Source organism: Burkholderia theae, from assembly GCF_048565265.1.
In the GTDB taxonomy this organism is placed as follows: domain Bacteria; phylum Pseudomonadota; class Gammaproteobacteria; order Burkholderiales; family Burkholderiaceae; genus Burkholderia; species Burkholderia theae.
Map to the genome: position 1 here is coordinate 2,403,208 of NZ_CP183462.1, position 17,778 is coordinate 2,420,985.

18 protein-coding genes are annotated in these 17,778 nt (G+C 66.8%); 10 read left to right on the forward strand and 8 right to left on the reverse strand.

The annotated features are described in order from the left end of the window. Positions 1–24: 24 nt before the first annotated feature. Positions 25–369, reverse strand: coding sequence for a cupin domain-containing protein (locus ACN22W_RS28300; protein ID WP_048249140.1), 345 nt, complete (start codon positions 367–369; stop codon positions 25–27). A gap of 197 nt (positions 370–566) precedes the next feature. Between ACN22W_RS28300 and ACN22W_RS28305 the strand changes: the two genes are divergently transcribed. From ACN22W_RS28305 to ACN22W_RS28325, 5 genes are all read left to right on the forward strand, one after another. After that, positions 567–1,451, forward strand: coding sequence for a helix-turn-helix transcriptional regulator (locus ACN22W_RS28305; protein ID WP_419688000.1), 885 nt, complete (start codon positions 567–569; stop codon positions 1,449–1,451). A gap of 153 nt (positions 1,452–1,604) precedes the next feature. Continuing rightward, positions 1,605–2,555, forward strand: a complete 951-nt coding sequence (gene speB / locus ACN22W_RS28310; protein WP_048249142.1) for an agmatinase — start codon at positions 1,605–1,607, stop codon at positions 2,553–2,555. 28 nt (positions 2,556–2,583) lie between these two features. After that, complete coding sequence (locus ACN22W_RS28315; RefSeq protein WP_419688001.1) at positions 2,584–4,065, forward strand: aldehyde dehydrogenase family protein; 1,482 nt, start codon at positions 2,584–2,586, stop codon at positions 4,063–4,065. Between the two features lie 117 nt (positions 4,066–4,182). Further along, positions 4,183–4,713, forward strand: coding sequence for a hypothetical protein (locus tag ACN22W_RS28320; RefSeq protein WP_419688002.1), 531 nt, complete (start codon positions 4,183–4,185; stop codon positions 4,711–4,713). A gap of 120 nt (positions 4,714–4,833) precedes the next feature. Further along, a complete protein-coding gene (locus ACN22W_RS28325; protein ID WP_419688003.1) occupies positions 4,834–6,180 on the forward strand; it encodes a DUF2325 domain-containing protein in 1,347 nt (448 codons plus the stop codon). 34 nt (positions 6,181–6,214) lie between these two features. On the opposite strand, the gene ACN22W_RS28330 is transcribed toward ACN22W_RS28325, so the two are convergent. The 4 genes from ACN22W_RS28330 to ACN22W_RS28345 all read right to left on the reverse strand — a co-directional run bounded on the left by ACN22W_RS28330 (position 6,215) and on the right by ACN22W_RS28345 (position 8,783). Beyond that, the gene (locus ACN22W_RS28330; RefSeq protein WP_129517372.1) at positions 6,215–6,538 is read right to left on the reverse strand and encodes a winged helix-turn-helix domain-containing protein; all 324 of its coding nucleotides are present in this window, start codon (positions 6,536–6,538) and stop codon (positions 6,215–6,217) included. 120 nt (positions 6,539–6,658) lie between these two features. After that, positions 6,659–7,150, reverse strand: coding sequence for a molybdopterin-dependent oxidoreductase (locus tag ACN22W_RS28335; protein ID WP_419688004.1), 492 nt, complete (start codon positions 7,148–7,150; stop codon positions 6,659–6,661). Positions 7,151–7,291: 141 nt separating this feature from the next. Next, positions 7,292–8,059: a DeoR/GlpR family DNA-binding transcription regulator gene (locus ACN22W_RS28340; protein WP_343490903.1), complete on the reverse strand. Its 768-nt coding sequence runs from the start codon at positions 8,057–8,059 to the stop codon at positions 7,292–7,294. Positions 8,060–8,102: 43 nt separating this feature from the next. After that, positions 8,103–8,783: an MgtC/SapB family protein gene (locus tag ACN22W_RS28345; RefSeq protein ID WP_048249149.1), complete on the reverse strand. Its 681-nt coding sequence runs from the start codon at positions 8,781–8,783 to the stop codon at positions 8,103–8,105. Between the two features lie 274 nt (positions 8,784–9,057). On the opposite strand from ACN22W_RS28345, the gene ACN22W_RS28350 reads away from it, so the two are divergent. From ACN22W_RS28350 to ACN22W_RS28365, 4 genes are all read left to right on the forward strand, one after another. Then, complete coding sequence (locus tag ACN22W_RS28350) at positions 9,058–10,002, forward strand: choline ABC transporter substrate-binding protein (protein WP_048249150.1); 945 nt, start codon at positions 9,058–9,060, stop codon at positions 10,000–10,002. 23 nt (positions 10,003–10,025) lie between these two features. After that, positions 10,026–10,706 (forward strand): HAD family hydrolase, encoded by a 681-nt coding sequence (locus ACN22W_RS28355; protein ID WP_419688005.1) that lies wholly within the window; start codon positions 10,026–10,028, stop codon positions 10,704–10,706. Between the two features lie 168 nt (positions 10,707–10,874). Then, entirely contained in the window at positions 10,875–11,012 is a 138-nt protein-coding gene (locus tag ACN22W_RS28360; protein WP_226127085.1) for a hypothetical protein, read from the forward strand. Positions 11,013–11,056: 44 nt separating this feature from the next. Beyond that, complete coding sequence (locus tag ACN22W_RS28365) at positions 11,057–13,507, forward strand: phosphocholine-specific phospholipase C (RefSeq protein WP_419688006.1); 2,451 nt, start codon at positions 11,057–11,059, stop codon at positions 13,505–13,507. Positions 13,508–13,554: 47 nt separating this feature from the next. On the opposite strand, the gene ACN22W_RS28370 is transcribed toward ACN22W_RS28365, so the two are convergent. Further along, positions 13,555–14,214, reverse strand: a complete 660-nt coding sequence (locus ACN22W_RS28370) for a M24 family metallopeptidase (RefSeq protein ID WP_419688007.1) — start codon at positions 14,212–14,214, stop codon at positions 13,555–13,557. Between the two features lie 197 nt (positions 14,215–14,411). Continuing rightward, positions 14,412–15,575, reverse strand: a complete 1,164-nt coding sequence (locus tag ACN22W_RS28375) for a porin (RefSeq protein WP_419688008.1) — start codon at positions 15,573–15,575, stop codon at positions 14,412–14,414. A 681-nt stretch (positions 15,576–16,256) separates the two neighbouring features. On the opposite strand from ACN22W_RS28375, the gene ACN22W_RS28380 reads away from it, so the two are divergent. Further along, positions 16,257–16,847, forward strand: a complete 591-nt coding sequence (locus ACN22W_RS28380; protein WP_419688010.1) for a GNAT family N-acetyltransferase — start codon at positions 16,257–16,259, stop codon at positions 16,845–16,847. 30 nt (positions 16,848–16,877) lie between these two features. Here ACN22W_RS28380 and tam read toward each other — a convergent pair whose 3' ends face one another. Next, positions 16,878–17,663, reverse strand: coding sequence for a trans-aconitate 2-methyltransferase (tam, locus tag ACN22W_RS28385; RefSeq protein WP_419688011.1), 786 nt, complete (start codon positions 17,661–17,663; stop codon positions 16,878–16,880). Positions 17,664–17,778 lie beyond the last annotated feature (115 nt).

Sequence of the window (17,778 nt, forward strand, 5' to 3'; positions counted from 1 at the left end):
ACACCACGGCGGCGGTTTCGGGCATCACGACTTCTCGAGCAGCACGTAGAACTTCTTCGCGTCCTCGATCGTCTCCCAGCGGCCCGCGAAGCCGGCCGGCAGCAGGTAGCCCTGGCCCGGCGTGAATTCCTTGCGGTTGCCTTCGACGTCGGTCAGCGCGATCCGGCCCTCGACGAGCCACACCGCTTCGTCGGCTGCGGTTTCCGGAAACTCCACCGAGCCGACCTTGCCTTCCCACCAGCCGATGATGTAGTTGCCGCTCTTGCCTTCGGCCGCGCGCCAGTCGCTTTCGTCCATCCCGAAGTCGAGCTTCGTGAATTCGCCCACGCCTGCGCCCAGCGGCAGGATGTCCTTGATCAGTTTGGTCATCTGGATCTTTCGTCTCTCGATTGAAAAAAGCAGAGACAAAGTTACCCATTTACACTGCCCTGGTATGCCCCCCTCCGGGGGGGACAAGCGCTGTTTCGCGGGGCAGACGGGTCGGCAGGACACCCGACGGTGTTTCCCCCTAATGACGTTTTTCATGGCACCCGCTACAATCCGGCCGCTTCTCACCGGGGAACCGCATGCTGCTCAACGTGAACCCCTTCCACCGCGACAACGACCGCTTCAACGTGTCGTTCAAGGCGCTGGGCGAGCTGATCGAGACGGTCGGCACGCCGCATTTCGTGCCGCGCCTCACGCAACTGCTGAACGACGTGGTGCCGCTCGACGTCGCGCACGTCGAACGCTCGCGCGTCGACGGCACGATGCCCACCGGTTACCGATGCGAATGGATCGGCAGCAGCGGCATCGGCACCGCGACGTCGGACATCTCGGACGTGATGACGCTCTACTACGAGCGCTTCCTCGACAGCGACCCGCTGTTCGCTGGGCTGCGCGGCAAGACGGGCACGATGCTCGTCGTGCGCGACATCGCGGCGATCCCGCCCGGCGAATTCCGCCAGCGGATATTCGACGACGTGCATATCGGCCACGAATGCGTGCTCGCGCGCGGCACGCGCTATTCGCAGCATTCGATCGCGCTGGAGCGCGGCCGCGACCGGCCGCCGTTCACGCTCGCCGAGATGAACCGCTTTCGCAGCATCAGCGACGTGCTGTTCCCGCTGCTCGAACTGCACGCGTCGACCACGGCCGTGCGGCGCGTCGCGCACCCGACACCCGAAGTCCATCCGCTCGCGCAGTTCGATGCGCGGATCGCCGCCGACGGCGTAAAGCTGTCGAAGCGCGAATACGAAACCTGCAAGCACCTGCTGTCCGGCAAGACCGTGCCCGAGACCGCCGCGATCCTCGGCGTGCGCGTCGCATCGGCCGAGTCGTACGTGAAGCGCGCATTCGCGAAGCTCGGCGTGCGCACCAAGCGCGAACTCGCCGCGTGGGGCGCGGCCACGACGCCCTTCCCTTCCGCCGGACCGCACGACGGCGCGTCGCCACCCGCGATCCCCCGCTGACGGCACGGCCGCCTTCGGTTGCGCCGCGTCGATGCGCGGGCGCCACTCGCATCGAGACCCGTCGATGTAAACGTTGCGACTTCAAAATCTTCGCGCGGGCGTTCTCCTCTACCATCGGCCGATCGCTTTACCTCAAAAAAAGGAGACGGCCCCATGCCCCGCGAACTGAACCAACCGATGGGCGGCAACGAGATGCCGCGTTTTGGCGGCATCGCCACGATGATGCGGCTGCCGCAAGCCGCGACGACCGACGGCCTCGACGTGTGTTTCGTCGGCGTGCCGCTCGATCTCGGCACGTCGAACCGCTCGGGTTCGCGCTTCGGCCCGCGCCAGATCCGCACCGAATCCGTGCTGCTGCGGCCGTACAACATGGCCACGCGTGCCGCGCCGTTCGATTCGCTGCAGGTTGCCGATATCGGCGACGTCGCGACCAATCCGTATGACCTGAAGGACTCGGTGCGCCGCATCGAGGACGCGTATGACGAGATCGTCGCGAACGGCTGCCGGCCGATCACGCTCGGCGGCGACCACACGATCGCGTGGCCGATCCTGCGCGCGCTGCACAAGAAGTACGGCAAGGTCGCCGTCGTTCACGTCGACGCGCACGCGGACGTGAACGACACGATGTTCGGCGAGAAGATCGCGCACGGCACGCCGTTCCGTCGCGCGGTGGAAGACGGCCTGCTGCAATGCGACAAGGTCACGCAGATCGGCCTGCGCGGCACCGGCTACCACGCGGACGATTTCGACTGGTGCCGCCAGCAGGGCTTCACCGTCGTGCAGGCCGAAGAGTGCTGGAACAAGTCGCTCGCGCCGCTGATGGCGCAGGTGCGCGAACGCGTCGGCGACACGCCCGTCTATCTCAGCTTCGACATCGACGGCCTCGACCCGTCGTTCGCGCCCGGCACCGGCACGCCGGAAATCGGCGGCCTCACCGTGCAGCAGGGCCTCGAAATCGTGCGCGGGATGAAGGGCCTGAATATCGTCGGCGCGGATCTCGTCGAAGTCGCGCCGCCGTACGACCCGACCGGCACCACCGCGCTCACCGGCGCGAACCTCGCGTTCGAGATGCTCTGCGTGATGCCGGGCGTTCTGTACCGCTAACCCGACCGACATCGACAGGATGACCTTCATGTCCACCGCCGAACTTTCCCGTTCCGCCACGACGTTCGTACTGCCCGCGGCGCGCATCGCCGGCCAGCCCGTGCGCACGCATTCCGACACGGCCGGTGCGCCGATCTTCAACGCGTCGACCGGTGCCGCGATCGGCTGGCAGGAATTCGCGACGGCCGCGCACGTCGACGCCGCGGTTCGCGCCGCGCGCGACGCGTTCGCCGGCTGGCGCGACACGTCGCCCGCCGAGCGCGGCCGCATCCTCGCGACGATCGCCGAGCGCGTCGAAGCCGAACGCGACCACCTTGCGGCGCTGCAGATGCAGGTGAGCGGCAAGCCGCCGTTCGAAGCGGAAGCCGACGTCGGCGACGTCGCCGCGACGTTCGCCTACTACGCGAAGCTGTGCGAAGACCCGGCGCTGTTCGCACCCGAGCCCGTCGCACTGCCGAGCGACGCCGTCACGGCCGAACGCTTTTACGACGCGGTCGGCGTCGCGGCGCTGATCATGCCGTGGAATTTCCCGATGGTCACGACCGCATGGAAGCTCGCGCCCGCACTCGCGGCCGGCTGCGCGGTCGTGCTGAAGCCGTCCGAACTCACGTCGCCGGTCGAGCACGCGCTGCTCGACATCGTCGTGCAAGCCGGCGTGCCGGCCGGCGTCGTCAACGTCGTGAACGGCGGCGCCGAAATCGGCGCGGCGCTCACCGCGCATCCGCTGATCGACAAGATCTCGTTTACCGGCAGCACGGCGGCCGGCCGCAAGGTGATGCAGGCCGCGGCCGAGGACATGAAGCGCGTGACGCTCGAACTCGGCGGCAAGTCGTCGCTGATCGTGCGCGAGGACGCCGATCTCGACGTCGCGGTGTCGCTCGCGGTTGCCGGCGCGTTCACCAACGCCGGCCAGATGTGCTCGGCCACCGCGCGCATCCTCGTGCACGACAGCGTGTACCGCAGCTTCATGGCCGCGTTCGAAACGGCCGTGCGCGCGCTCGTCGTCGCGCCGCCGGCCGCGGAACAGGTCGCGATGGGACCGCTGATCTCGGCCGCGCAGCGTGCGCGCGTCGAAACGATGCTCCGGCACGGCATCGATGCGGGCGCACGCATCGCGTTCAGCGGCCGGGTCGCGGATGCCGGCGGCGAAGGCTTCTTCATGGCGCCCGTCGTGATCGCCGAGCCGGCCGTCGACAACCCGCTGTGGACCGACGAAGTGTTCGGCCCCGTCGCGTGCGTGAAATCGTTCCGCACCGACGACGAAGCGATCGCGCTCGCGAACGACACGCGCTACGGGCTCGTCGCGACCGTCGTCACGCGCGATGCGGGTATCGCAAAGCAGTTCCAGCAACGCGTGCGCGCGGGGCTCGTGTGGATCAATGCGCCGCAACTGATCTACCCGCACGTGTGCTGGGGTGGTTTCGGGCTCAGCGGGATCGGCCGCGAGCTCGGTATCGCGGGGCTGCGCAGCTATCAGGAACTGCGCCACGCGATGCGCGCGATCGACTGACCAGTGCGGCCGTTCAGGCCGTTGGCGACACCGTGCCGCGCGGCAGGTGTCGTCTTTTTTTGCGGCATCGATATATTCCGTAGAATATATCGATATCTGCACTCTCGGAGCAACACCATGGCCCGCACGCCGACGGATCGCGCCCCGCTGCGCACCGCACGGGAACAACCGCTCGCGCGCAAGATCACCGCGCTCAAGCCGTTGTCGAGCGACGCGCGCGCGCAGCAGGTCACGGATGTGGTCGACGCGTTCCGGCGTTTGCGCGGCAGCGTCGTGCGCTTCATCCGGATGTTCTCGGCCGCGCCGGACGATGCGCTGGCCGCGCTGGGTTTTCGCGAGCTGCTGTCAACGCTCGAAGACGACGCACGCGCCGCCCGCTTCACACGCCTGCCCGAACTCGAACGGGCGATCGCACACGCGCGCCGCCTCGAACGCACACGCGACGACGTGTTCTCCGATTCGTTCAGCAACGATCCGGCCGCGATGCGCGACGCCGTGGCCGCGCTGGAGCGCGTCGACGTGCTGTTCGTCGGGCTGTGCGTCGAATCCGTGATGGAGCGCCACGTGCCGGCATCCCTCCCCGTTTCGACCGCGGCGCCGACGCCGGCCGCAGCGCCGCGCACCGACCGTTCGACCGCGCTTTGTTGACCGTGCAACCCCGCGTTACTCGGTGATTTCCCCGGAATTTAGCTCGTTATATTCCGTGGTATATTTCGCGAATCTTTCGCGCATCCGTCTCCGGTCCGATCGTGCCGGATAGAGGTCAACATGCACGCTCCGCCCTTTCGCCTTGCCCGCACGGCGGGCCTTTCGTCGTCCGGCGGCCATCCGTCCGCGGCAAGCGGCACGCGGATCGACGCCTGCTGTGCGCCGTCCCGCGCGCAACAGGTCGAGCTGAAGCGCCGCACGCGCCTGTCCGAACTCGATGCGAACCTGCATTGCTCGATCATCGGCACCTGCCTGACCACGCACGAGCTGCGCCGGCTCGTGCCGAAATTCGCCGATGTCGACCGGCAGCACGCGACCGACCTTGAAATCCATCACGCGGCCGTCGAGCTTGCGATCGCCGGCACCGGCGGCGCCAAGGCACTGCACAAGGCACTCGACGAGCGTTATGCCGGCGCGATACGCGCATTCGACAGCGCGAAGGACGCGGCCGAACTGCTCGCACGCTGGAAGGAAGCGCTCAAGAGCGGCGACATCCCGCCCGCGTACTGGGCGCTGATGACGCATCCGCGCACGACGATGAGCGTGCGCCAGGCCGCCTTCGGCGACCTGCACATGCTGTCGCACCTGGTCGGCGCGGCCAATCGCGCCGATATCCGGCGGCTGGTCGCGCTGGAAGAAGAGAATGCGGCACTGCACGCGAAGATCGAGCGGCAGCAGGCGCGCCTGCACGAGATGAGCACGGAGCGCGACGCGGCGCTGCAGGAACGCGATGCGCTCCTCGCGCGCCAGAACGCGCAGCCGCTGGCGACCGAGAACGTATTGCGCGACGAAGTGCGCGAGTTGCGCGAGGCGCTGGCCGCGCGCTACGAACGGCTCGCGCTGCACACGAGCCGCCGCGAGGCAGCCGAGCAGCGGATCGCCGCGGAGCAGGCGAGTGCCCGCGCGATGCGTGCGCGGCTCGACGACCTGATGGCGATGGTAAAGACGCTGCGCGCCGAGGCAAGCGCGATCGAACACGCGATGCAGGCGTCGATGGAGGATCCGGCCGAGCGGACGGTGGACACGCTGTCGATTCTGCAGCGCAAGCGCGTCGTTTATGTCGGCGGGCGGCCCGGTTCGAACCGCGCGATCCGGCGGATCGTCGAGGCGTCCGGCGGTGACTTGACGATGCACGACGGCGGCATCGAGGATCGCAAGGGCCTGCTGGCCGCCGCGTTACCGGGCGCGCACCTGGTCGTGTTCCCGGTCGACTGCATCGACCACGATTCGATGAACCTGCTCAAGCGCATCTGCGAACGCCACGGGATCGCGTATTACCCGCTGCGGACCGCCAGCGTCGCCAGCTTCGTCGAACTGATCGGACGGCTCGATGCGCAAGCGCGCGATGTCATGCAACCGGATGCGCCTGCGGGCGACGCGCCGCGTTTCTGCTTGCGACACGGTTAGTCCACGCGAGGCAACCTGGCGTCGGCACCACCCTTCAGCGACGCACCATTTTCGTGAGCGCGGCGATCTCGTCCGCGCAGGCCGCGTACGCGCGTTCCTCGATCCCGCGATAGAGGCGGATGATCTCCTCGCCGACCGGCGTCAGCACACTGCCGCCACCGCTTTGCCCGCCATGTTCGGACACCGTCGCCGGCGACTTCAGCGAGCGGTTCAGCTCGTCCATCAGCAGCCACGCACGCCGGTACGACATCTGCATGCTGCGCGCCGCCGCCGAAATCGAGCCGTGCTCGCGCACGGCTTCGAGCAGCGCGACCTTGCCCGGGCCGAGCGCGATCGTGTCGGCCTGCTGGATACGCATCCTGAACCGCGCCTCAGGCTTGGGGTGTGCCGAAGTCTTCATGTTGTCCCGCCGATTGAACGATGCGGGCAAGCATACACGATGGCCGGCGCGGCGAACGCCGGCGGCACGCGTGCGGCGTCAGACCTCGAGCACGCGCGCGACGATGCCGGCCAGCCGCTTCACATGGCGTGGCGCGGGCAGGATGTCGGCACCCGAGAACAGCAGCGGCGCGCCGTCGTCGATCGACAGCGGCGCATCGCCGCATTCGAACGCGACGATCACGTGTTCGCCGATGGGCGTGTTGAACAGTTCGTGCCACGAGAACGTGACCGCATAACCGTCGTGCGCATGCGCGACGAACACCATGCGCTTGAAGTCGCCCGGCGCGTCGTTGCGCAACCCGGCCGCATCGAGCAGGTCCTTCAGCCGCGCGCCGCGATACGGCGCGACCGAGCGGATAAAGCGGTTCGTCGTGAAGCAGCGCAGGTCGAACGGCTCGGCCGTCGCGCTGGCATGCCGGCGCAGATCGTCGAGCGTCACCGTCATCGGCCGCACGAATGCGCCCGTCAGCGCGATCGAGCCTGCCGCCGCCTGATGCGCCGAAGGCGCCGCCGTCCCTGCCATCTCCATCGCCCGCCTCCATGACGGCCCGCCGGCTGGCGCGCCTTCGTTGTATCGGCGGATATATTACGCCGGGATAAGACCGGCCGGCAGAATGCGCACCGCATGAACGGCATAACGGCGGCCGATCGTGCCCAGTGCGACGCGGCGCTATGACAGCACGATGTTCTTGATGGCCTTCCTGATGTGCTTGAAGCTGTCGACCGATTCCGCCTTCTGGTCCGTCACCAGCGCGCCGATCCGCGCCGGCTCGCAGAAGCTGATCCGGCTGTTCGTGCCGAGCTTGCTGAAATCGGCCAGGATCGCGACCTCCGCCGCATTGCTCACCATCGCGCGCGCCACTTCGGTTTCCATCCGGTCGTAGTTCGTCGCGCCCCTGACGTGGTCGACCCCCACCGGCGACAGCAGCGCGAGATCGGCGCGGTAGCGGAAAATCTCGGCGACCGTGCCGTCGCCAACCGTCGCGGCCGCGCGGCTGCCGATCATCCCGCCGAGCAGGATCGTTTCGTTCTTCGCTTGCCCCGGGTCGCTCGACCGCATCTTCAGCGCGACATCGATCGAGTTCGTGACGATCGTGAGCCCCGACAGCTTCGACAACTCCTCGGCCAGCAGCGTGGTGGTCGTGCCCGCGTCGATGAACAGCGTCTGCGAGCCCGTGACCAGCCTGGCCGCCGCGCGGGCGATCGCCTGCTTCGCCTTCACGTGCGTCTGCGCACGCTCGGCGATCGGCGCCTCGTCGCCCACCTGCACCGCGCCGCCGTGCACGCGCTTCAGTTCCCCCAGCGCCTCGAGATCGACGAGATCGCGGCGCACGGTTTCCCGCGACACGTTCAGGTCGGCCATGATCCGGTCGGTCGAGACGCGCTGCATCTTCGATAACAGAAGCCGAATCCTCTGATATCGCTCTTCTTGCCACATGAAATGTCCTCGGAATGAACGTCAATGTTATTCGAACGGCGAACTACGTAGCGCTCTCCTCCATCTTTTTGATGCCGACGAGGGTCTGCAGGGATTGACGGACGGCCTGGAATTCCGCGCTCGTCATCTTCGAAAACACCACGTGGATGCGGTCGTCGTCCGGCGCGGCGTCGTCCTGTTCGATGACGAACTGGACGATGCGCGCCTGATCGATGCCCGGCATCGCCTGCAGCGACGTCAGCTTCACCGCGCCGCGGCTCGCGAGGATGCGCACGCCCCAGCGCTGCCGCGCGGCGAAGAAGCGCTTCTCGATCGGCTTCAGGCCGGCGAGGATCGCCAGCACGATCGCGGTCGCGGCGATCGCGGCCACATACATGCCGCCGCCCACGGCCAGCCCGACCGCCGCCACGACCCACAGGCTCGCCGCCGTCGTCAGGCCGCGGATGATCTCGCCGCGCAGCATGATCGACCCGGCGCCGAGAAAGCCGATGCCCGACACGACCTGCGCGGCGACCCGCGACGGGTCCAGCGACACGTTCTTCGCGTTCTGGATATCCGCGAAGCCGAACGCCGACACGACCATCACGAGCGCCGCGCCCACCGCCACCAGCATGTGCGTGCGCAGGCCGGCCGCCCACGACAGGCGCTCGCGCTCGATGCCGATGATGCTGCCGAGCAATGCCGCCAGCAACAGGCGGGAAATGATTTCCAGCTGACTGATCATTCGAAGTCTCCTTGCTTTGCCCTACCCGCTTGATGAAGCACGGCCCGTCCGGACCGCCGCCCGACTTTCCTGCCTTCGTCCGCCCGCCGTCGCGACCGGCGGCCGGCGGCCGGCAAGTTGTATTTTTGTGCGATCTTGCGATTTTGTGCTTTCTAATATACGGTACGAAAAACCGCAAGGCCAGACCCAAGTTCGTTTGTTTCATCCGATCAATACGATCAATCGTCGCACCAATCAGGCAACACGATCCGGAACACTTGCTTAGGAGACCAACATGATGAAGAAGGCATGGATGCTGGCGGCAACATTGCTGGCGGCGCTTGCGACCGCCCCCGTTCACGCATCCGAGGGCGACGTCTGCAGGAAGGTGACGCTCGGCGATGTCGGCTGGAGCGACATCGCGGCCACCACCGGCGTCGCGATGATGCTGCTGGACGGGCTGGGGTACGAGGCGACCAAGACGATCGCGTCGCCGCCGATCGTGCTGGCCGGCGTGAAGAAGGCGCAGATCGATGCGTTCCTCGGCTATTGGGATCCGAGCATGACGCCGACGGTGAAGCCGTTCGTCGACGCCGGCGCCGTGCACCAGTTGCCGCAGCCCAACCTGGTCGGCGCGCGCTACACGCTGGCCGTGCCGCAATACGCGTCGGACAAGGGCCTCAAGAGTTTCGCCGACATCGCTAAATTCCGCGACCAGCTCGACGGCAAGATCTACGGGATCGGTGCCGGCAACAACGGCAACGCGCTGATCCAGCGGATGATCGACAAGAACGAGTTCGGGCTCGGCGGCTTCAAGCTGGTCGAATCGAGCGAGGCCGGGATGCTCGTCCAGGTGACGCGCGCCGTGCAGGAGCACCGGATGATCGTGTTCCTCGCGTGGGAACCGCACCCGATGAACATCAACTACAAGATCGCCTACCTCGACGGCGGCGACACCGTGTTCGGCCCGAACTACGGATCGGCGAAGGTCTATACGCTCGTCACGCCCGGTTACCTCGAACGCTGCCCGAACGTCGGCCGGCTGCTGACCAACCTGAAATTCACGACCGACGAAGAGAACCAGTTGATGGTGCCGATCATGAATCACGCGGATCCGGTCGCGGTCGCGAAGGAATGGGCGAAGAAGAACCCCGGCGTGCTGTCGAAGTGGCTCGACGGCGTCACGACCATCGACGGGAAGAACGCCCGGGACGCGATCGAGAAACTCATCGGCGCGTAAGCACGCAAGACAAGGAACCACCCATGCACAAGAATCTCGCGCTGTTCGACCTCGACCACACGCTGCTGCCGCTCGACAGCGACCAGGCCTGGAGCCGCTTCATCACGCGGGTCGGCTGGCAGGAAGACGACGCGCATGCGGCACTGATCGACGAGCACTACGGCCACTATGCGGCCGGCACGCTCGACATGGACGCGTACCTCGCCGTGACGCTCGCGCCGCTCACCCGCTACTCGCGCGAGCAGCTCGAACGCTGGCACGCACAGTTCATGGACGAGGTGATCCGGCCGGCGATCACGCCGCAGGCGCGCTCGCTGGTCGACCGGCATCGCGAGAACGGCGATCTCTGCTGCATCGTCACGGCGACCAACGTCTTCGTCACGCGGCCGATCGCGGCCGAGTTCGGGATAGAGCACCTGCTCGGTATCGAGCTCGATACCGACGACGGCACGCCGGACGGCGCGTTCACCGGGCGCAGCACCGGCGTGCCGAGTTTCCGCGAAGGCAAGATCATCCGCACGACCGCATGGCTCGAATCGCTTGGCTACGCGCCGTCGGATTTCGAACGGACCTACTTCTACAGCGATTCGATCAACGACGTGCCGCTGCTGGATTACGTCACGGACCCGGTCGCGACCAATCCCGACGTACGGCTTTCGCAGGTTGCCGGCACGCGCGGGTGGCCTGTCATAAAGTTGTTCTGAATCGGGCGATATTCTCTGCTGTCCATTTTCATGTCTGGAGGGGTAATGAAATACGGAGCACGCAGCAACCATCTCAATCATTCAGGAATCCGATTCGAATCGAATCGAAAGCATGTCGTCAAGTCGCGCCGGTCGGAAAGCCGCTTTCCGCACTGGCGCGGCGCTTTCATGATCGCGCTCCTGTGCACGCTGGCCGCTTGCGGCGACGGCGACTCGGGCACCGCAGCCAACGTGGCGGCCGCGCGCGCGGCCGCACCGGGTTCGGCATCCACGCCCGTCCTGCACTGCGCGAGCGCGTGCCACTGACCGACGCAGGCCCCACGGCCAGCCATCCACGACAGAGAGCGATCATGCAAAACAAACCCACAACACGACGTCAGTTCCTCGCCGATGCGTTGAAGCTCGCCGGTGCGACCGCGATCACGGGCATGCTGCCCGAAAGCATCGCGCGCGCGCAGGCCATTCCCGCGGCCACCGTTACCGGCACGATCCAGGACGTGAAGCACGTCGTGATCCTGATGCAGGAAAACCGTTCGTTCGACCACTATCTCGGCACGCTGGGCGGCGCACGCGGCTTCGGCGATCCGCGGCCGGTCGTGATTTCGAGCGGGTATCCGGTGTGGCGCCAGCCCTGGCTGCTGTCCTACGTGTTTCCGTTCAACCCGTCCCCGCCCTTCGGCACGGCGAACGGCGACACCTACTATGGCGACCTGGACCACAGCTGGAGCGGCACGCACAGTGCCTGGAACAACGGCCGCTACGACAACTGGGCCGACGCGAAAACCAGCGGCACGATGTACTACTTCACGCAGAAGGACATCCCGTTCTACTACGCACTGGCGAGCGCATTCACGGTGTGCGACGACTACCACTGCTCGATGCTCGGTCCGACCGACCCGAACCGGCTGTATCTGTGGACCGGGTGCTGCGGCAACGTCGCCGGCTATTCGCCGTACACGACCAACACGATGACCGGTACCGGCTGGACCACGATGCCGGAGCGGCTGAACGCGGCCGGCGTCACGTGGAAGTTCTACCAGGACAAGGGCAACGGGCTGGATGCCAGCCACGGCTACGGCGAATACAACGGCTCCAGCAAGGATCTCTGGTGGAACGGCAATTACGGTGACAACGTCATCCTGAACTTCAAGCAGTACCAGAACCTGGGCGCCACCGATCCGCTCGCGCCGGCGCTCAACGGCACGCAGATCGATCCGACCGGCGGCGGCAAGGAATACGACACGAACCTGTTCAACCAGCTGCTGGCCGACGTCACGAACGACACGCTGCCGCAAGTGTCGTGGATTGCCGCGCCTTACGCGTACTGCGAGCATCCGTCGTGGGCCGCGAGCGGCGGCGAATGGTACGTGAGCAACGTCCTGAACGCGCTGACCTCGAATCCGAAGGTGTGGGCCAGCACGGTGCTGCTCGTGATGTACGACGAGAACGACGGCCTGTTCGATCACATCCCGCCCGCCGTCCCGGCCAGCTCCGCGGCCGGCACCGGGCAGTCGACCGTCTCGACGGCCGCGGAATTCGTCGCCAGCAGCGGCAGCGCATCGGATGGCTCGGCCAGCGGCGACGTGCCGATCGGGCTCGGGCCGCGCGTGCCGATGTTCGTGATCTCGCCGTGGTCGAAAGGCGGCAAGGTGAATTCGCAGGTCTTCGATCACACGTCGGTGATCCGCTTCCTGGAGGCGCGCTTCGGGTTTCAGGAAACCAATATCTCGCCGTGGCGACGCGCGGTCTGCGGCGACCTGACGTCGGCCTTCGATTTCTCGAACGCCGACCAGACCGTTCCCGCGATCCAGCCGCCGGCGAGCAACATGAACCCGAACGGCCCGGCCGTCCCGATCCCCTACCCGACCACCACCGCGGTGCCGGCGCAGACGACCGGCCGCAGCACCGCCTGCCGCCTGCCCTACGAGTTCTTCGTGCAGGGCAAGGTCAACCGCGCCGGCAATGCGCTGTCGCTGACGATGACCAACACCGGCACCGCCGGCGTACACCTGCAGGCGTGGGTCGACGGCACGAGCACGATTCCCCGGCATTACACGATCGCGGCCGGCGCGAGCCAGTGCGCGAACCTGTCGGATTCGCTCGCGCTGAATGCCGGCGGCGGTTACGACTATTCCGTCTACGGCCCGAACGGCTTCCTGCAGACGTTCCGCGGCAGCGTCGGTTCGTCCGGCAACACGGGATCGACCGCCGAAATCAGCCTGTGCTACGACGTGGCGAACGGCAACGTGCAGATCACGCTCGACAACTCCGCCGGCGCCAGCGCGACGACGTTCCAGCTCACCGACAACGCCTACGGCATGAACATGAGGCAGTCGGTCACCGTCGCCGCCGGCGCGACGCAAGCCGTCACGTGGTACGGCGACGGCGGCTGGTACGACGCAAGCATCCGCGACGCGAACGATCCGAACTTCCTGCGCCGGGTGGCCGGCTGCGTGCAGACGCAATCCGGCGCCCTGCTCACGGATTCGGCGATCGGCAATACCGGCCAGAAGTTCGTCGCGTCGCTCGCTTCGCAGGGCTCGACGTTCGGCACGCTGCGATTCGACTACGTCGCACCGCCGTGGAGCCACAGCCCGAAGAACTGGGTGGGCATCTTTGCACATGGCGCGCAGCCGACCAAGGGCAGCTACAAGTCGTGGGCGTACCTGCCGAAGAGCACCGGCTCGCTGCTGTTCTCGTCCACGGCCAACAGCACGCTGGCGTCGGGGCAGTACGACGCGTGGTATCTGTTCGACGACGGCTACACGCCGCTCGCGGGTCCCGTCACGATCAACATCTGACGGCATGACCGGACCGTGTCGGCCGCCCGCAAGGCGGCCGACACGTGCTACACGAGCAGATCCTCGTGGAACGCGCCGAACGGCCGCGTCGGGTGGGCAATCTGGATTTCGAGGATCCACAGGCCGGCGGCCGGCGCGCCGTCGAAGTCGCCGAGATTGCCGGCCTTGTAGATCGCATGCGGGAAATCGCTGACGCGATGCCCCTTGATGTCGACGTTCAACCGGAAGCCGTGCGCGTCGGCGCGCTGTGCCGCGAAGTCGTACAGCGCGATGCCCGCGCATCCGGTGGTCCGCCAGTGATGCTCGACTTCGTCGTAGATGACGCGCGCCGCGCGTGCGCAGGCCTGCATGTCCGGATCGTCGCCGCGGACGAACGTCGCGCCCGCGTCGCCCTCGTGCTTCGCCCATACGGCGCCGAGGTCGATGAAGAAGATGTCGTCTTTGGCGAGGACCGGGTCCGCCACCGAGCGCTCCTTGAACGTGCGCAGCGTGTTTTCCCCGAAGCGGACGAGGATCGGATGCCAGATCCGGTCCATCCCGAGCTCCTTGAGCACGCTCAGCCCGAGCGCATTGGCCTCCGATTCGCGCATGCCGGGCCGGATGCCCGCGGCGATCGCGTCGACGGCCTGCCACGTCATGGTTCTTGCGTGCTGCATCGCGTCGAGCGAAAAGGCCTCGCCGACGGCTTCGCGGTGCATCGAATTCACAATGGTGCTCCTGTGCAGGTGAATGTGGGTAGGGTCGGTCGATCGTCGTGTCGATATGCACAGGAGAATATATCGATTAGCGGACCGCTGCTGTGTCGCGTTTCGTCGCGTGCCACAGCAAAACGGGCGCTCCGCTGGAGCGCCCGCCGTCGCATCGGGCGCCGCCTGCGTCGGCAACGCCCGCCTGCCCGCGTCGATCAGAACTTGTGACGCAGGCCGATACGCGTGACGAACTGCGTGTTCGCGCCCGCGTTGCCGATGAACGACGACGACGAGCCGATCTCGGCCTGCACCGGCACCACACGGCCGTTGATCGTGTTGCTGCCCGACGCCTTCTGGTAGGCCGCGCTCACGTACACGTCCGTGCGCTTCGACAGCGCATAGTCCACCGCGGCGTTGACCTGGTGCCACTTGCCTTCATAACGGCCGTCGAGCTTCGAGAACGTATAGCCGAGCCCGCCGCTCAAGGCCGGCGTGAACGCATAACGGCCGCCGATTTCGTAGTTGTTCAGCTTCGACGATTCGCCCGACAGCGGCGCGAACTTCGTATGCGTCCAGTTCGCCCACACGAGGGCCGCCGCGATCGCATAACGCGTGCCGACGCCGAACGTCTCGAGGTCGCGCAGACCGGCCGTGTTGATGTTCGCGATGCTCACGCCGAATGCGGGCGTCGCGCCGTTCGGGAAGCGGATGTTCGTGTACGCGGCGCCGATGCCGAACGGCCCTTGCGCATAGTTCGCGCCGAAGCTGTACGCGCTCGACGAACCCTGCGTGCCGTTCGCGCCGGTCGTGGTCGGCGTGCCCGCGAACTGCGTCGAGTTCGAGAAGCCGTACAGCGCGCCGAACGTCAGGCCCGCGAAGTTCGCGCTCTGGAACTTCACCGCGTTGTTGATGCGGCTCGACGTCAGCTGGTCGAGGTCGTTGATGTGATACGCGTAGTTGCCGGCCGGCGTCTGGCTGCCCATCGTGTAGTTCGCGCCGAGGTAGTCGGTCGAGAACGAGTACTGGCGGCCGAACGTCAGCGAGCCGATCCCGTTCTTCGACAGGCCGACGAACGCCTGCCGGCCGAACAGCGCGCCGCCCTGGCCGAGCGTGCCGTCGCCGCTGCTGAAGCCGTTCTCCAGCACGAACAGCGCCTTCAGCCCGCCGCCGAGATCCTCGGTGCCGCGGATGCCCCAGCGGCTGCCCGACGCGACGCCGTCGCCGTATTTGACGAGCTTGTCGTGCCCGGCCGACGTCGCGACCTTGTTCGAATACGTGATACCCGCGTCGATCAGCCCGTAGAGCGTGACGCTGCTTTGCGCCTGCGCGGCGGTGCCGAACATCCCGAGTGCGGCCGCGGCCACGATGGTCTTCTTCATGCTGCTTCCCTTTTGTTGTGAACGCACGCGCCTGCGTCGCAGCGAGATGCGCGGCGTGTTGACGAAAAAACGGTTGACGGACGTATGCAAGCCCGGGGCACCGGATCGCCGGACGCGCCGACGCCTCATGCGCGTGTGCACGATGTTCCGTTTCGATGCCAGTGTGGGCTTGCTGAAGCGGCATGCCGAGAGGCGGCCGCTCGTATTGCAGCGTCGGGGAGCTTGCGCACCGGTTGCGCACGCCATGACGACGCGTTGCTCCGGCGATGCAGGTCAGAATCTCTTCCGGCTTTCGTGGAGCGAGTTGACGACGTGACGCCTGCTGGCGCCACGACCTTCGATATATTTTTCGAAATATATCGAGTTGTCATCGAACGGTAAACCATTATTCGGGTTCCTGTCGTCTTTCATCCACAAGCGATCGACGGTCGCCCCGAATCGGCGACGCGATACAAGGCAGCCGGCATCGCACCGCCCCCCGCACAGGGCCGTCGCCGAAATCCAGCATAATCAGGCGGTTGAACGCGCGCCGCAGCCGGTCTGTGCCGGTTACGCGCGCGGCGCATTGTGCAGGTGCAAAAAAACGAAGCAGAAAAGGACGCGACGCGGTGCGCATCACGGCGCCGGCGATCGCGGCACGGACAAGACCACGCCATCCCGCCGAAGACAGGACACCGACACATGGACCGAGCCGAGCACATCAACATCGAACAGGCGAGCGGGCTTTCCGCCGACGAACTGGACCGATGCGACTTCTCGTTCGATATCGCGTGGGAACTGAATGCGCCGTATCAGGACTTGCTCGATCTTCGCGCGCTGCCGGCGCAGCGCAAGGACTACGGCTTCGATCCGGCCGGCTACGCGCACGATGCGCCGGGCACGGCGGCGCTCTTTCGCGCGACGGCCGGCGGGCAGCTCGCCGGGTTCGTCGCGATCGCGCAGAGCTGGAACGGCATGGCCGAGATCGCGGAGCTGGCCGTCGACCGCCGCTATCGTCGCCAGGGTATCGGGCAGCTCCTGCTGGCAGCCGCGGAAGCATGGGCGCGCAGCCGCGGGTTCGGCTTCATGCGGCTGGAAACGCAGGCGAACAATGTCGCGGCCTGCAGCACGTATGCGCGCGCGGGTTTCGTGCTGGGTGGCCACGACCGCTTCCTGTACGCGGATGGCGAGAACGACGGGGAAGTCGCGCTCTTCTGGTACAAGGACCTGCGCGACGGGCAGACCGCCCGCAGTCGCACGGTCGACCCGGAATCGCTACGGCCGGTGCGCTGACGCGCCGTCGGCCGCCGCGTCATTGCTGCGTCACTTGCGCGTCGCGACGATGAACAGGCGCGGGAACGGCAGCAGCACCGTGCCGTCGCCGAGCGCCGGATAGCCGTCCGGCCCGGCGATCGCATCGCGATAGCGAGCGAGGAACGCGCGCTGTTCGCCGTCATCGAGCGCCGCGAGGAACGGCCGCAGCGCGCTGCCCTTGAACCATTCGACGACCGCATCCGCACCGCCGCGCAGCGGGTGGTAGTAGGTCGTGCGCCACACATCCACGCGCGAACACAGCGGCGACAGCAGCGCGTAGTAGTAACGCGCGTCGAACCGCTCGGTGCGCGCCGCGCCTTCCAGCTTGTCCGCCCACAGCCCGGCCGCGGCGACTTCGCGCATCAGCCGGTGCGCGGGTTCGTCGAGGTTGTCGGGCATCTGCACCGCGAGATGGCCGCCCGGCGCGAGCCGGCCGACGAGCGACGGGAACAGCGTGTCGTGCGCGGGCACCCATTGCAGCACCGCGTTCGACAGGATCAGGTCATAACCGCCCGGATCGTCCCATGCGGCCACATCGGCGAGATCGAAACGCAGTGCCGGCAGGCGCTTGCGCGCGGCCGCGATCATGTCCGCCGATGCGTCGATCCCGTGGATCGTCGCGTCCGGTGCGCGCGCGATCAGCGCTTGCGTCGAGTTGCCCGGCCCGCAGCCGATGTCGATCGCGGTATGGATCGGCGTGTTCGGCACCGCGGCCAGCAGATCGCGGATCGGCCGCGTGCGTTCGTCCTCGAATTGCACGTACTGGGCGGCGTATCGATCGAGTGGGGTCGTCATGTCGTTTCTCCGGGTCGGCTTGGACGGCCGTGCCTTTGCCTGCGTGCGCGATGCGGGAGGCCGTCGATGTGAAGCATTCTGCGATCGTCACGAAGTTCAGTAAAATGAATTTAAT